At 43.5% G+C, this 15,378-nt stretch carries 9 protein-coding genes; 8 read left to right on the top strand and 1 reads right to left on the bottom strand.

The features are described 5' to 3' along the window. Positions 1–105: 105 nt before the first annotated feature. Positions 106–1,998, bottom strand: a complete 1,893-nt coding sequence (locus T344_RS0109000; RefSeq protein WP_027628426.1) for a beta-N-acetylhexosaminidase — start codon at positions 1,996–1,998, stop codon at positions 106–108. A gap of 276 nt (positions 1,999–2,274) precedes the next feature. Here T344_RS0109000 and T344_RS0108995 point away from each other — a divergent pair, with 276 nt between their 5' ends. The 8 genes from T344_RS0108995 (at position 2,275) to T344_RS0108960 (ending at position 15,296) form a co-directional block, all read left to right on the top strand. Further along, positions 2,275–4,029, top strand: coding sequence for a sensor histidine kinase (locus tag T344_RS0108995; protein ID WP_027628425.1), 1,755 nt, complete (start codon positions 2,275–2,277; stop codon positions 4,027–4,029). Then, positions 4,004–4,789: a response regulator transcription factor gene (locus T344_RS0108990; protein WP_027628424.1), complete on the top strand. Its 786-nt coding sequence runs from the start codon at positions 4,004–4,006 to the stop codon at positions 4,787–4,789. The genes T344_RS0108995 and T344_RS0108990 overlap by 26 nt, the downstream gene beginning before the upstream one ends. 356 nt (positions 4,790–5,145) lie before the next feature. Beyond that, complete coding sequence (locus T344_RS0108985; protein ID WP_027628423.1) at positions 5,146–6,102, top strand: ABC transporter permease; 957 nt, start codon at positions 5,146–5,148, stop codon at positions 6,100–6,102. An 11-nt stretch (positions 6,103–6,113) separates the two neighbouring features. Next, entirely contained in the window at positions 6,114–7,043 is a 930-nt protein-coding gene (locus tag T344_RS0108980) for a carbohydrate ABC transporter permease (protein WP_027628422.1), read from the top strand. A gap of 109 nt (positions 7,044–7,152) precedes the next feature. Further along, on the top strand, positions 7,153–8,661 hold the full coding sequence (locus T344_RS0108975) for an ABC transporter substrate-binding protein (RefSeq protein WP_027628421.1): 1,509 nt from the start codon (positions 7,153–7,155) through the stop codon (positions 8,659–8,661). Between the two features lie 163 nt (positions 8,662–8,824). Continuing rightward, positions 8,825–9,823: a glycoside hydrolase family 130 protein gene (locus T344_RS0108970; RefSeq protein ID WP_027628420.1), complete on the top strand. Its 999-nt coding sequence runs from the start codon at positions 8,825–8,827 to the stop codon at positions 9,821–9,823. Then, positions 9,820–12,927, top strand: a complete 3,108-nt coding sequence (locus T344_RS0108965; RefSeq protein WP_027628419.1) for an alpha-mannosidase — start codon at positions 9,820–9,822, stop codon at positions 12,925–12,927. Before T344_RS0108970 ends, T344_RS0108965 begins: the two co-directional genes overlap by 4 nt. After that, positions 12,927–15,296, top strand: a complete 2,370-nt coding sequence (locus T344_RS0108960) for a glycoside hydrolase family 3 N-terminal domain-containing protein (protein WP_084331164.1) — start codon at positions 12,927–12,929, stop codon at positions 15,294–15,296. Before T344_RS0108965 ends, T344_RS0108960 begins: the two co-directional genes overlap by 1 nt. The last annotated feature ends 82 nt before the right edge of the window (positions 15,297–15,378 follow it).

Below are 15,378 nucleotides of genomic sequence, written 5' to 3'. Positions count from 1 at the left end.
GTGCTTCCCATTTTTTGAAGTTAGCACGGGAGCACTATTATAATGTTTTCCATGTATTTCAATTGTTTTGCGCCGCGGCCCCAACATCAAGTCTAGTTAAAACTTCTATAATGTCACTACTACCGAAGAAGAGACCAGATTGTGCCAGGGCTGGCACCAAACTGATATTTCCCCCTTTTCATGGGATTTTATATCATAAGGCAGTGGCTCTGCCTCCAGTTCCTCCAATATGTCAATTTCACCGCCGGAATATTGAATTAATCTTCGGGAGGCTGACAGCAGGCGCTGTTTTAATCCTCCCAAACGAAGCTCAAGTACGTCAAGTCCGAAAATTTTGTTTTCTTTTTTCCATTGTTCCTCCAATGAAGTCAGTAAAACTTCCACCCGGTTAAGTAAATCAGGTATTTCAATCTGTGCCGTTTCAAGTAAAATACCTTTTTCTCCCGAGTGATAAGCCTTTCTTATGCGGATTCCCATTTCACTCTTTAAAGCCAGCACATGACAAAAGGCCCTGTGATATTCAAAGAGATAACGCCATTTGGGATTGCGTTCAGAGCATTCAGCAATTTTCCGGGCACAATTTTTGAAATGTAAATCATATGAATCAGGCAGCACATGTGCATCATAAAGCCCACCCAGGATGTCCTGATAAAGCAGGTATTTTGCGGGATTTATCCCGCAGCGTCCGGGTGCGGGATTGTCAGGGGTCAATATGGGTTCACCCAGGGTGATAAAATCTTTATATGAAGCTCCCGCACATGTCAAAAAGCGTCTCTCAAGATATTCTTCATGGGAGAAACCTGAATAGCACAGCTCAGCCCATATCTGAAATACAGGCAGTACGGAGAACAAGGGGCATTCGGCCCCGTCATCCCCCCAGCTGGTTATGAGAACTTCACGGATATTATGCTCTTGACAGCTCTTGTGGGCGACTTTTGAAACAAATTCACTGAAATGGCTGTAAGGAGTGAAGCTGTTCCATTTCCATGCACCTCCGGCAAAAACTAAATTGGAACTTATTTTTTTGTGATTGCACAGCATTTTATCATACTCTTCCTGTTCAGTGGAATAGTAATTCCAATACACCAGAGTTATATCCTCAGGTATTTGACTGAGAAGCTCCTCTTTAATGGGACAGTCATCAGCGGTGTATTGGCCTCCCGATACAAGCCTGAAAAACATATCGCTCCACATCATGGGGCGGTAACCGTATTTAAGTGCAATATCCATAACATGGTTAAAATGCCGGAGCATTACCTCCATACGGTCCTTATATCCGTGTTTGTCAAGATATTTTCCGAGGCCCACCATATGAGCCTCATCCATACCGATATTAATACGGCGGCTGGATAAATTTTGAGACATTGTGCGGAACATATCATCAATGAGAGCATAGGTTTTCTCATCATCTATCAGGAGTATATCATTGCAGTCACGGAGTTCTGAAAAAGCTTCCCATTTCAATACACGGCCCAGATGAGCCAGTGTTTGAATACATGGTACAAGCTCTATGGAAAAAAGTTTGGCATAGGCATCCATTTCCTTGAATTCCTCCGGGGTGTAACGGCCCCGCTGATAGCCGAAATAGGGATATTCTTTTATTTCGTAAGTGTCCTCGGTATAGAGCTGTACATTTGAATAGCCCATTAAAGCCAGGTGTTTTATAAGCTCTTTAAAAGAAGGTATATTCAAAACTGCGTTGCGGGAGCAGTCTATCATTACACCCAGCTGGTCATATGCCGCACTTTCTCTTACAATAAAAGGTTTTCCCGTCTCCAGATTTTCGATAAAAATACCAAGTCCGCGTAATATCTGGTGCTCCTTTTCATAGTAGATTATTCCGGAGTTTCCGTCGAAACTATATTCCTGAATGTGTGACCGTCTGAATTGAACGGGGAGGCCGTTCGGAGATACAGTCACGTACAGCAGCCCTGAAAGCTCATTAACGGCTTTTTCCTGATACTCATTCAAACCAAGCAGTTTTAGAGAATAATTCATAACGCAATAACTCCTTTTAGATTATTTGAAATTATAAAATTTAAGGTTGAAAGAGACGTTTACACTTCATAATATATCACGGAAGCAGAACGGAATGGCAAGAAATACACTTGAATCTAACGTTTTTATACTATAATATAACAAATGTGTACTGTAAAAATGTTTGCAAGCCAATATAAAATATATTATAACGCATAGGTTCAAAAGAACGTTTCACGTTCTTGGAAAATTTATTGACCCGTTATATCAGGCTAATGGAATGAAAGGCGTAATGCTATGCTGGAATTTGTTAAAAAACAGGTCTACCGTAAGCCTTTTATTGTTTATACCTTATCCCTGCTGGTAGTATGTACTCTGGTTTGCTCCCTGCTGTTCCAGCTGACATTAAACAGTCAATTGGAGCAGATAAAGCAGGACTCTCTCAAAGAGTTTGAAAATGCTCAGAACAATATAGGATTTAATATCCAGAAAATAGACAGCTATTTTCTAGGGTTGTATTCTGAACAGAACCGCCGGATACTTAAGGATTTCATGCGCTTTTTCGGAAATGATGCCGAGACCTATATAATGAAACGCATTGTGGAGGTATCGGGCGATGAAGCCGAAACCAGCTTTATTGAAGATATAAAGAATTTTGTTAGATCAAACCAGTATTCCATTTCCCAGATATTATTTCTTACCTCTAAAAATTCAAATATTATTACCTATGGAACCAATGGGATTTCCCAGGTAAGATTCCGCATTCCAAACCGGAGCGGAATAAAAAACGACATATCTTTGGGCTACAATTATACAAAAAAAATCCTGCAGCCGGGTGATATGTCTGAAACGCTGGGAGAAGTAAGCTTTCTCGTCCGGGCTCAGGCTATTTTTGGAAATATCAATAAAAATCCCATAGTTCATGTAGCTGTTATGAGTAAGGACGGTGAACTTTATTTCGGAGCTGATGATACTATGAAGGAGCAGTTCCGGCGAATATATGACAGTGAAAAAACAAGCGGCAGGATAGGGTCCGGTTTTTTTCAGGAAATGCATTATAATGTATATACATCTGAACAATATGGATTTAAAATGGTTTCATTAGTGAGTTATGGAGCTATAATCAATCAGAATCGCTCAATATTTTTATTTTATATATTCGGTATTCTTTTTATATTTATATCAATAACTCTGCTGATAGCCACGCGTATGTCCTTTGATGCCAAATACCTGAGTCTGATTACCAAAGCCATAGACAAGGCAAAGTCGGGAAAGTTTGTAAAGATAGACATAAAAAAACGCAAGGATGAATTCAGTATAATAGCAAGAAAGCTCAATGATATGTCGGAACAGCTTGAAGAACATATTCAAAAAGAATACATTCTGAAGCTCAAACAGAAGGAAGCCGAGATGAAGACCCTGCAGCAGCAGATAAATCCGCACTTTTTATATAATACCCTTGAGGTTATAAGGTCCCATGCCATGGTGAACAACGACGAAAGTGTTGCTGATGCCGTGTTCAATTTGGGAGGAATGCTGCGGGAGGTGGTTAAGAACAAGGATGTAATAACTATTGGAAATGAACTTGACATACTCACGAAATATCTGAAAATAATGGAATTTAAGTTCAGCGGAAAATTTTATTACCAGATAGATGTTGATCATGAAATACGCGCAATGGAAACGGTTAAATTCTGGATGCAGCCGCTGGTAGAGAATTTTTTTGTACACGGTTTCGACAGAAGCTGCGATTATAATTTGCTGCTTATAAGCGGAAAAATTTATGAAAATGAAGTAATGTTTCAAATTATTAACAATGGTGAAAAGATTGAACCTGACAGGCTTGAAGCAATAAATGGATGGCTTGCCGCAACCGAAAAAGAAAATACCGATAATAGCAGTATCGGCCTGATCAACGTATATACCAGACTTCGCTTTTTTTATGGAGATGGTCTGAAAATGAAATTGAACAACAACGAGGAAGCGGGTATTACCATATCTATATCGATTTGGAGGGGGGATGAACATGTACCAGTTGCTGATAGTAGATGACGAGCCCATGATTATTGACGGGGTAAAACGGCTTATTGATTGGAAAAGCTATGGATTCAGCAGGATAGAGTCTGCCCTGAATTTCCATGAAGCCGTGGAAAAGGCGGTGGAACTGAGACCTGACATTGCTTTATTTGATGTGTGCATCGATGATGCACGGGGGTATGATATTATTGAAAAACTAAATGTTCTTGAAATTCCTACCAGTTATGTCATGATGAGCGGCTACGATGAATTTGAATTTGTCAGGAAATCATTTCTCAGGGGTGTAAAGGATTATATCCTGAAACCCATTGATGCAGTCAAGCTGAAGCAAATAATCGAACGACTTATAGTAGAAGATTTGAAGGGGACTCTGGAAGGAAGGATGCCAAAGGATAAAAATATCGATCCCATTCTGAACGTGGAATATTCATCTCTCTCAAATCTTACAAATAAGGTGATTTTGATTGTGAAAGGTGAGTTCAGCAAAAATATAAATCTCAAGATTATAGCTGATAAATTTAAAATGAACAGCACTTATCTCGGACAAATTTTTATAAAGGAAACCGGCATGAAGTTTTCCGAGTATCTGATGAGCTACCGGCTGACAGTGGCAAAGGAAAGAATTGAGACCACTTCGGAAAAGATAGCTTCAATAGCCTATGGAGTGGGGTATCTGAACCTGAATTATTTCTACATCCATTTCAAGGATTACTTTGGTTATTCGCCCGGCAACCTGCGCCGATATGAAGAAAACGTTGTCAATAACTATCTGTAGATTCGGCAGCAAAAGGGAAATAAACATTAGAAATTAGAACCAGCTGCATGGTAAAAAGCAATATAAAATTTAAGTCCGCGGTTTAAGGGTAATTCCTTATCCGGGGACTTTTTTGTTGAAATAAAAAGAGATAATCTTATATGTCGTTATGTAGCTTTATGGCAATCTATACAAAAAATATGGATTTGCGATCCAAATAAATAGATATTTTTTATTAAATCTAACGTTTTTATATTATTTTATATTGTTTATTGACTGGAAGCAAAATTGTGATAGGCAATATAATCAAAGTAAGAAAGGCTTTAAGAAATCTGTTCAATCTAAATAAAAATATGCTTAAAAGGAAGGATTTCGTAATGATAAATAGATCACAGCCCGCAAAAAAGTACCGTCAGCGGTGGACGAAGGATGACACAGAGCTCACGCTTTTGGCGGCGCCAACCACAATATGGTATGTACTTTTCTGCTTCCTGCCGATGTTCGGAATAATTATTGCCTTTAAGGATTTCAGAATCTCAGGAAATTTCATTACAAGTGTTTTCAGGAGTTCCTGGGCAGGGGGAAATGGTTTAAAGAATTTCGAGTCCCTTTTCAGCTTCGGAGATATTTGGACAATTATAAGAAATACTCTTGCATATAATATTGTTTTCATAATTTTAGGAATAGTAATTCCGGTAGTCCTTGCCCTTATAATCAACCAGCTTCACAGCAGGATAGCCGCAAAAATATATCAGACGGCAATGTTCATGCCTTACTTTCTGTCCTGGGTTGTTGTTTCTGCCGTAGTATTCGGTTTCCTCAGCTATGACAAGGGACTTGCCAACAAAATCATAGAAAGCATAGGGGGCGAACCTGTACAGTGGTATATGAGTCCCCAATACTGGCCGTACTTTATAATCTTTATGAACCTGTGGAAGAGCGTGGGCTACGGAATGGTTGTTTATCTGGCTTCTATAACTGGAATCGACGGCACATATTATGAAGCTGCTGTTATAGACGGAGCGACCAAATGGCAGCAGGTGAGGTATATAACCTTGCCGCTGATGAAGACAGTTATTGTAATAATGTTCATTCTCAGTGTGGGCAGAATATTCTACTCGGATTTCGGTCTGTTCTATCAGGTGCCGAAAGCTTCCAACTCTTTGTTTGACGTTACCTACACAATTGATGTTTATGTGTACTCCATGATGAAATCGGGAACGACGGGCATGGCGTCGGCAACAGCTTTAATTCAGTCGGTGGTGGGCTGTGTGACCATTCTTCTGGCCAATGCACTGGTTAGAAAAATTGATTCTGAAAGCGCAATGATTTAGGGGGGATATTAATGTCACAGAAATTTAATTACAAGGAAAATGTTGAAAGATTCAATCAGGTTAAACCTTTTACAAATATGGTTTTTAATTTATTATTCCTTTGTTTGGCTTTGATATCGCTTGTTCCGGTTTTATTCGTCATTGCCATATCCCTTACAAAGGAGGCTTACATTGAAGGATTTGGCTATCAGTTGATTCCAAAGGTTATATCGATGGATGGATATATATTTCTTTACCAGCAGGCAAACATGATCCTTAGGGCACTTGGAATATCAGTGTTTGTTACCATTGCAGGAACTTTTATAGGAGTTTTGCTTACTACAAGCATGGGGTATGTTTTATCAAGACCTCAGTACCGCCTGAAAAAATTCATGACCTGGATGGTGTTCATACCAATGATATTCAACGGAGGAATGGTGTCCTCCTATTATATAAATGTAAGCCAGCTTCACATGAAGGATTCCGTTTGGGCTTTGATTCTGCCGCTGGCGGTAAGTTCCTTTAATGTTTTGATATGCAAGACTTTTTTTAGAACTACAATACCAGATGCACTGGTAGAGTCGGCTAAAATCGACGGAGCAGCTCAGCTCAGGATATTTTTCAGTATTGTACTGCCCATTTCGCTGCCGGTGCTTGCCACAATAGGACTGTTCCTGTGCTTCGGCTACTGGAATGACTGGTTTCAATCCATGCTGTATATAGATAACCAGGATATGTATTCTCTGCAGGCGTTGTTGAATAAAATCATGAATCAGGCCGACTATTTGTCTAAAAATGCCGCCACCATCGGAATCAGTGCAGCTGAAATGTCGGCAAAAATGCCCAAGGAATCGGCCCGTATGGCTATAGCAGTACTCATAGTTATTCCTATTGCATGTGCATATCCCTTCTTCCAGAGGTATTTCACCTCAGGTCTGACAATAGGTGCGGTCAAGGAATGATTTTATTTTCAAAGGATACGGTTTGGAACAAATTCATCTGCACGGATATTGAACTTAAGTAGGCTTAAGTTTGATTATAAAAAAATTTAAAAAAATGGAGGAAATAGAAATGAAAAAGATGTTGAAGGTTCTATCTGTTATTTGTGCTGCAAGCATCATGTTATTCGCGTTTGCAGGCTGCGGTTCAAATTCTGCGGCTTCGGGATCTACCGCAAGTACGGGTACGGCATCAACTGCTCCAAGCACTGATGCGGCAGCCAGCACACAGGTGTCGGCTGAAAATGCTCCTACAATTGTATGGTGGCAGATAGGTACACAACCGCAAAATCTTGCAGAAGGTGTGGCAAAAATAAATGAATACATTGCAGGAAAATACGGTGTTAAAATTGATATCAAGGTTGCCGGCTGGGGTGACTATGATACAAAGATGAACACAATAGTCAATACCGGAGAGGCTTTTGACATAATGTTTGTAAACAACAACAATTACAACCGGTTTATAAATCTCGGGGCTCTGGCCGATATCACAGACGCAGTCCAGAAGGAAACTCCCGACCTCTTCAAATTTATTCCTGAAAAAGTATGGAATGGTACAAAGCTGAATGGTAAAATATATTCAGTGCCTACTTATAAGGATTCATCAATAACTCAGTACTTTGTATGGGATGATTCCATTGTTAAGAAATACAACATTGATTATGCAAATATTAAAACCTTAAAGGAGCTTGATAAGCCATTCCACGCAATCAAAGCCGGAGAGGGAAAGTCCTATTATCCTTTGCAGATGATAAAGGATGACGGTTTTAACGGTATGTTCAACAAGTACGATGACCTTACACTGGGATTGAGACCTATGGGCGTAAAGATAGATGATACTTCGCGAAAAGTGGTATCAGTACTTGAACAACCGGATGTAATGGAAGATTTGAAACAGCTTCACCAGTGGTATAAGGACGGAATAATCAATCCTGATGCTCCGACCCTGGGAGAAGCCCCAAAGAAACTTCCGTTCTTCAGCGCACAGGCCTTCCCGGGTGCCGAAGCAAGCTGGCAGGTGGATAAAGGTGTTGAAAAATATGTAATGGCACAGCAGTTTGGACCAATATTCACAACAAGCAGTATTCAAGGTTCTCTGAATGCCATTTCGGCAAATTCAAAATATAAGTCAGAGGCTTTGAAATTCATACAGGCCGTTAACACAGATGCACAGTTGAGAAATATGCTTGCATACGGTATTGAAGGAACTGACTGGCAGAAGGTTGCCGACAACGTAATAAAGAGAACAAGTGATACCTGGACTCTGCCAGCTTACTCACAGGGAACTTTCTTCAACATGGCGGCGGTTGATCCAAACCCGGCAGACCAGTGGGATGCAGTTAAAAAGTTAAATGAGGAAGCTGCGGCTTCGGTTACTCTCGGATACGCTCTTGATATAAGCAACCTTTCAACGGAAGTTGCAAACTGCAAGGCAGTTTGGGATAAATACAAATATGAACTGCAAACCGGTGCATCCGATCCTGTGGTTATGGTTCCGAAGATTGTAAAAGAGCTTAAAGCAGCAGGTATGGATAAAATTATGGCAGAAGCACAGAAACAGATCACAGAATATTTTAAATAATATTTAACCATTTCCCGAAGTGGTTAAGTCTGCAAATTAATCGTGTGCAGGGCAAAAATCCGGACGTTAGTGCAAGCCTATTGTTCGGATTTTTGTATATTTTTTAAAAACAGCTTTAAATGAACTCGAAAACAACAATAAAATTTATATAGAGAGGTAGCACATGAGTAAAATAATAGGGAGAGCTCTTCCAAACATTCCATGGCAGGATAAGCCGGCAAGCTGCAGCCAGCCGGTATGGAGATATTCTCAGAATCCCATCATTGAGAGGGATGCAATACCAAACTCAAACAGCATATTCAATTCTGCGGTGGTTCCTTTTGAAAATGGCTTTGCCGGGGTTTTCAGATGTGACTCCAGGTCGGTAAGTATGGATATCTTTGCCGGTTTCAGTGAAAACGGAATAAATTGGAAAATCAATCAACAACCCATAAAGTTCCAGGGTACTTCCGAAGTAATCAAAAGGGAATACCGCTATGATCCAAGAGTCTGCTTTATCGAGGACCGCTATTATATAACCTGGTGCAACGGTTACCACGGTCCGACCATCGGAATGGCTTACACCTTTGACTTTAAAACCTTTTATCAGCTGGAAAATGCATTTTTGCCATACAACAGAAACGGAGTACTGTTTCCAAGGAAAATAGACGGACATTATGCCATGCTCAGCCGGCCCAGTGATACAGGGCACACACCCTTTGGGGACATTTTTTACAGTATAAGTCCCGATATGACTTTCTGGGGAAAGCACAGATATGTAATGGGAACCATCAATAGCGACGAGTCGGCCTGGCAGTCAAAGAAAATAGGTCCCGGACCGGTGCCCATAGAAACCGATAAGGGCTGGCTGCTGATTTATCATGGTGTAATAAATACCTGCAATGGGTTTGTATATCGAATGGGCTGTGCACTGCTTGATATTGATCAGCCCTGGAAGGTTATTGCACGTTCAGGAAATTACATCCTCGGTCCTCAGACCATATACGAATGTGTCGGAGATGTTCCCAATGTGACTTTTCCGTGTGCGGCCCTGACCGATGCAGCGACGGGAAGAATAGCCATTTATTATGGCTGTGCCGATACAGTCACCGGATTGGCATTTACCACTTTTAACGAACTGCTTGATTATATGGAAAAATACCCCCTGGAGGTGGAGCTATGATATTTGCAAAGGAAAGGGTCCAGGTAATCTGTGACCAGCTGAAAAAGTTTTCAAAGATACAAAAGGTGGAATTGACTCAATGGCAGGTAAAAGAGGGAAATTTTCTGAGGCCTGCCGATGCGGAAGCTGCAGCCGGAGACTGGAGGACTTTTGACAGCAGGACCATGCACTGGTACGGCCCTGACAGGCATTACTGGTTTAAGACGGAATTTACCGTACCGGAGGAATTCGATGGAAGACCGCTCTGGTTGATTTTTCACACCCAGATTGAAGAATGGGATGACGGAAAGAATCCCCAGTTCCTGCTTTTTATTGACGGAGAAATAGTCCAGGGCCTGGATATGAATCACCGCGAAGTTTTGGTAACAAACCGTGCCCAGGCCGGAAGGACATATCATATGAACCTTCAATCCTACACCGGGACACTCCACAGCGAATTCAGACTGATAGGCGAGGCGGCAGAGATTGATCCGCAGATACAGGGCTTGTACTATGACCTGCAGGTACCTGTCTGGGCCTTTGAAAGAATGGACAAAGACGACAAAACCAGACTTGATATTGAAGCAGTGCTGAACAGTACCATAAACCTTCTGGATTTCAGAAAGGTTCCCTCACCTGGGTTTTCAGACTCGGTAAATCAAGCGCGAGAGTACATCAAGCATAAGCTCTATGAAAATATGGCGGGCTTTAATGAGGTAATAGCCACATGCATAGGTCACACGCATATAGACGTTGCATGGTGGTGGACGGTGGAGCAGACCAGGGAAAAGGTCGCACGCAGCTTTGCAACTGTTTTGAAGCTCATGGAGGAATACCCTGATTACAGGTTCATGTCCAGCCAGCCGCAGCTGTATGTATTCCTAAAGGAACGCTATCCTGAGCTGTATGAAAAAGTCAGGCTGAGAATCAGGGAGGGGCGCTGGGAGCCTGAGGGCGGAATGTGGCTGGAAGCAGACTGCAACCTTACGTCGGGTGAGTCTCTGGTACGCCAGTTCATGCACGGCAAAAAGTTCTTCAAAGAGGAATTCGGGGTTGATAACAGAATTCTCTGGCTGCCCGATGTTTTCGGATATTCCGGCGCACTGCCGCAGATAATGAAAAAATGCGGAATAGATTATTTCATGACCACAAAACTGTCCTGGAACCAGTTCAACAAGGTGCCCTATGATACACTGCTGTGGCGCGGTATAGACGGATCGGAAGTGTTTACGCACTTTATCAGCACCCTGGGAGTGGGGCAGCCTGCAAACCATTTTTTTACAACATATAACGGGATGCTGCATCCTGATGCAATAATGGGAGGCTGGACACGTTATCAGAACAAGGAGATCAACAATGATATCCTTGTTGCCTTCGGCTATGGTGACGGAGGAGGAGGGCCCACCCGCCAGATGCTGGAAACTTCAACTCGTATGGATAAAGGGGTTAAAGGTATTCCAAAAGTGAGACAGGAATTCTCAAGAAAGTATTTTGAAGAGCTTGAAGCCCGCGTAAAGGACAGCAGCAGACTGCCCAGGTGGGAAGGGGAATTCTATTTCGAATACCACAGAGGCACCTATACCTCCATGGCACGAAACAAGCGCTCCAACAGAAAGAGTGAACTGATGCTGATGGATCTCGAACTCCTGTCGGTAATGGCCGGTTCTGCCGGAATTGATTATCCGGCAAAGGAACTTGACGGCTTGTGGAAAACAGTGCTGCTGAATCAATTTCATGATATACTGCCGGGCTCCTCAATTAAGGAGGTTTATGAGCAGACCGCAAAAGAGTATGCCCGGCTGGCCGAAACAGCAGGTAAGCTCATAAAGGAAAGATTGTCAGCCCTGGCCGGCAAGGGAGCTGCCGTGGTTCTCTTTAATACTCTGGGCTTTGACAGGGATGATGTAGTTCTGCTGGGCAATATGGAGGCGGAGAGCCTCACTGATGAAAGCGGGACAGTTTACCCTGTACAGCAGACTGCAGACGGAGCCGTTGCATACGTAAAAGGCCTTCCGTCCAAGGGATTTAAAAGCTTTACTCCAGGCCGTGATGAGCAGGGCAGGTCTGAAGACGGGACTCCGTTCCGCATTACAGGAAACGGAATCGAGACTCCCTTCTATGACGTCCGGTTCACCGAGGACGGCAATATCAGTTCCCTGTTTGACAAGGAAAACAGCAGGCAGGTGCTTAAGGACGGCAAGTGTGGAAATCAGCTGAGGGTGTATGAGGATAAGCCTATTTACTATGATAACTGGGATATAGATATTTTCTATACCGAGAAATACTGGGATGTAAATGATATTGCAGCCATGGAATGGATTGAAAACGGTCCCGTGAGGGCCACTCTTGAGATAAAGAGGAATTTTTCGAGTTCTGTTGTCTCACAGAAAATACATTTTTATGCCTGCTCCAGACGCATTGATTTTGTAACCTATGTGGACTGGCATGAAAATCAGCATCTGCTCAAGGTCCAATTCCCTCTTGAAATTCATTCCGATGAAGCAACCTTTGATATTCAGTTCGGGAATGTGACCCGTAAAACCCATAGGAATACCAGCTGGGATCAGGCACGTTTTGAAAGCTGCGGACAGAAGTGGGCTGATATTTCAGAGGGAGGTTATGGTGTAAGTCTCCTCAATGACTGCAAGTACGGACATTCGGTGCATGAGGGCAATCTTTCACTGACCCTGATAAAATCAGGTATCGAGCCCAACCCTCATACCGACCAGGAAGAACATTATTTCACATACTCACTGTATCCTCATGCAGGCAACTGGCGTGAAGGAAATACTGCACAGGAAGCTGCAAAGCTGAATCAGCCGGTATATGCAGTTGCCGGAGCAGATGATAAGCTCAATTTCTCACTGCTTTCAGCAGATGCGGGACATGTGATGGTTGAAACTGTGAAATGTGCTGAGAGTGGTTCCTCCATGATTATCAGAGCATATGATTATCAAAACAAAAGAGGGCCTGTTTCAATAAAGCTGAATGGAAAAATCAGCAGGGTAACCGAATGCGATCTGCTTGAAAATGAACTGTGTAATGCGGAGCATACAGAGAACTCCTTTGATTTTTATATTAAACCCTATGAAATTAAAACCTTTAAGGTGGAGTTTGATGGCTGATGGGAAATTTCAGGGAAGAAATGTATTCAGAAAAGTATAAAGATAATTCACTTTCCCCTGAAGAGCGGTCGGAGGATCTGCTGAGCAGAATGACCCTGCGGGAGAAAGTGGTACAGTTGAACCAGAGACTTTACGGTTTTGACTGCTATAACAGAATAGATGATGAAGTAGAACTTTCTGCGGAATTTAAGAAAGAGGTCAGGTACTGGAACGGTTTGGGAGTTTTATACGGTTTATACCGTGCCGATCCCTGGTCCAAGCGGGATTTTAATACCGGTTTGGAGGGCAGCCTTGCAATAAAGGCATATAACCTGGCCCAGAAATATGTTGTCCGGCATTCCCGCTTTGGTATTCCCATGCTCATGAGCAGTGAATGCCCACATGGGCACCAGGCTCTGGACGGTTATCTTTTGCCGGTGAACCTGGCCATGGGTGCAGCCTGGAATCCTGAGCTGGTGGCCTCTGCCTACGGCGTTTGCGCACGGCAGATGAAGGAACTTGGTGTTAATCTGGCATTGGTTTCAATGCTGGATGTCCTGCGTGATCCCCGCTGGGGCCGCAGTGAAGAATGTTTTTCAGAGGACCCGTATTTGTGTTCCGTTTTGGCGGAGGCGGCAGTTAAAGGCTGTCAGGAACGGGGTGTGCCTGTGGTGGCGAAACATTTCTGTGCCCAGGGAGAGGGGACGGGAGGCATAAATGCCAGCGCTGCCCGTATCGGTGAACGGGAGCTGCGTGAAATTCATCTCCCGCCCGCTGCAGCTGTCTGCAAAGCAGGTGTGAAGGGAATAATGGCCGCCTATAACGAAATAGACGGAATGCCCTGTCACGGAAACCGCAGGCTGCTTCAGGACATCCTGCGCCGGGAGATGAATTTCTCAGGTGTGGTGATGGCCGACGGAACTGCCGTGGACAGGCTTGACATATTGACAGGAGACAATATACGCTCGGGGGCGCTGGCATTGTCCTCGGGTGTGGACATCAGTCTATGGGATAAAGGTTTTACAGGACTGGAGGAAGCGGTAAAAAAGGGACTTGTGTCCGAAAAGCTGATTGACCGGGCTGTTCTAAAAGTCCTGGAATTGAAATTTGAGCTGGGCATGTTTGAGAGGCCCTATCTGGAAGAAGCTACCGAAAAGGAAGAGCCCAATGTTGAGGAAGAAAAGCATAGCTGCCCGAGCCGGCAGCCTTACCGTTACAGTTATGAGCAACACCCTCAAAGTCTTGAACTGGCCAGGCAGTCGGCTGTGCTGCTGAAAAATGAGGGCATACTCCCTCTGGATCTGAAAAAGGTAAAAAGCATAGCTGTTATCGGACCAAATGCAGACAATATATATAATCAACTGGGGGATTATACTCCTCCACTGAGAAAAGGAGAAGGTATAACCCTGTTAAAAGGACTTGAGAATCTCTGTCCAGATACAGAAATAAGGTATACCCCGGGCTGTTCAATAGGCGGAAAGGATGAAACAGGCATTAAAACCGCTGTTGAGCTGGCCTACTCCAGTGATATTGTAATACTTGCCCTGGGAGGCTCCTCCAGCAGGTTTGCGGGTGCAAGCTTTGATATTAACGGGGCCGCTGTCACTCCTCAACCGGATGGGGAAGGTGCCCATAATATTCAAATGGATTGCGGAGAGGGAGTAGACTGTGCCGGGCTTATCCTGCCGGGAGTGCAGCAGAAGCTGGCCCGGGCTGTGTTTGACACCGGGAAACCGGTAATAACAGTACTGATTCAGGGAAGACCTTATGCAGTGGAGGAGGAGGCTGCCCGCAGCAGGGCACTTATAGGTGCTTTTTATCCGGGTCCCATGGGCGGGCAGGCTCTGGCTGAAATACTGCTGGGAAAGGTCTGCCCTTCAGGCTGCCTGCCGGTATCGATACCAAGGAGCGCAGGACAGCTGCCGGTGTACTATAATTACAAGGTGTCTTATGACGCAATGAGGTACAGTGATATGGCAAACACGCCTCTGTTTCCTTTCGGATTCGGACTCAGCTATACCGGTTTTAAAGCAGAGAATTTTAAACTTACGACTGAAACTATCTCTCTTGAGAAGCTTGAAAAAGGGGAGAAGTTTGAGCTGGCTTTCACTGTAAGGAATGCAGGAAACCTTGAGGGACACGCAGTGCTGCAGCTGTTTGTTCAAGACCTGCAGGCAAGCACCGTAAGGCGGATAAGGGAACTAAAAGGGTTCACAAAGGTCAGGCTTGCGCCTGGAGAAGAAAAGACCTGCAGGCTTGAGCTGAAGTATGGGCAGCTGGCTGTCTGGGACAGCGGAATGAGGTACTGCGTGGAACCGGGAGAGTTTTTACTGGAGCTGAGGGAAAGCGGAAGAAAAATATGGAGCGGCCTAGTGGTCTGTAACACCTAAATTCATAGGTTGCCGTCGGCTTTCGTTGTCGTCATTTGAAATAAAGCAATTATTCCGCCTTCCTCCGCCTTGCCTTGCAAAA

This window comes from Ruminiclostridium cellobioparum DSM 1351 = ATCC 15832, assembly GCF_000621505.1.
Classification (GTDB): domain Bacteria; phylum Bacillota; class Clostridia; order Acetivibrionales; family DSM-1351; genus Ruminiclostridium; species Ruminiclostridium cellobioparum.
Note: the sequence above shows the minus strand (reverse complement) of the source record. Positions and strands in the feature narration are given on the sequence as shown.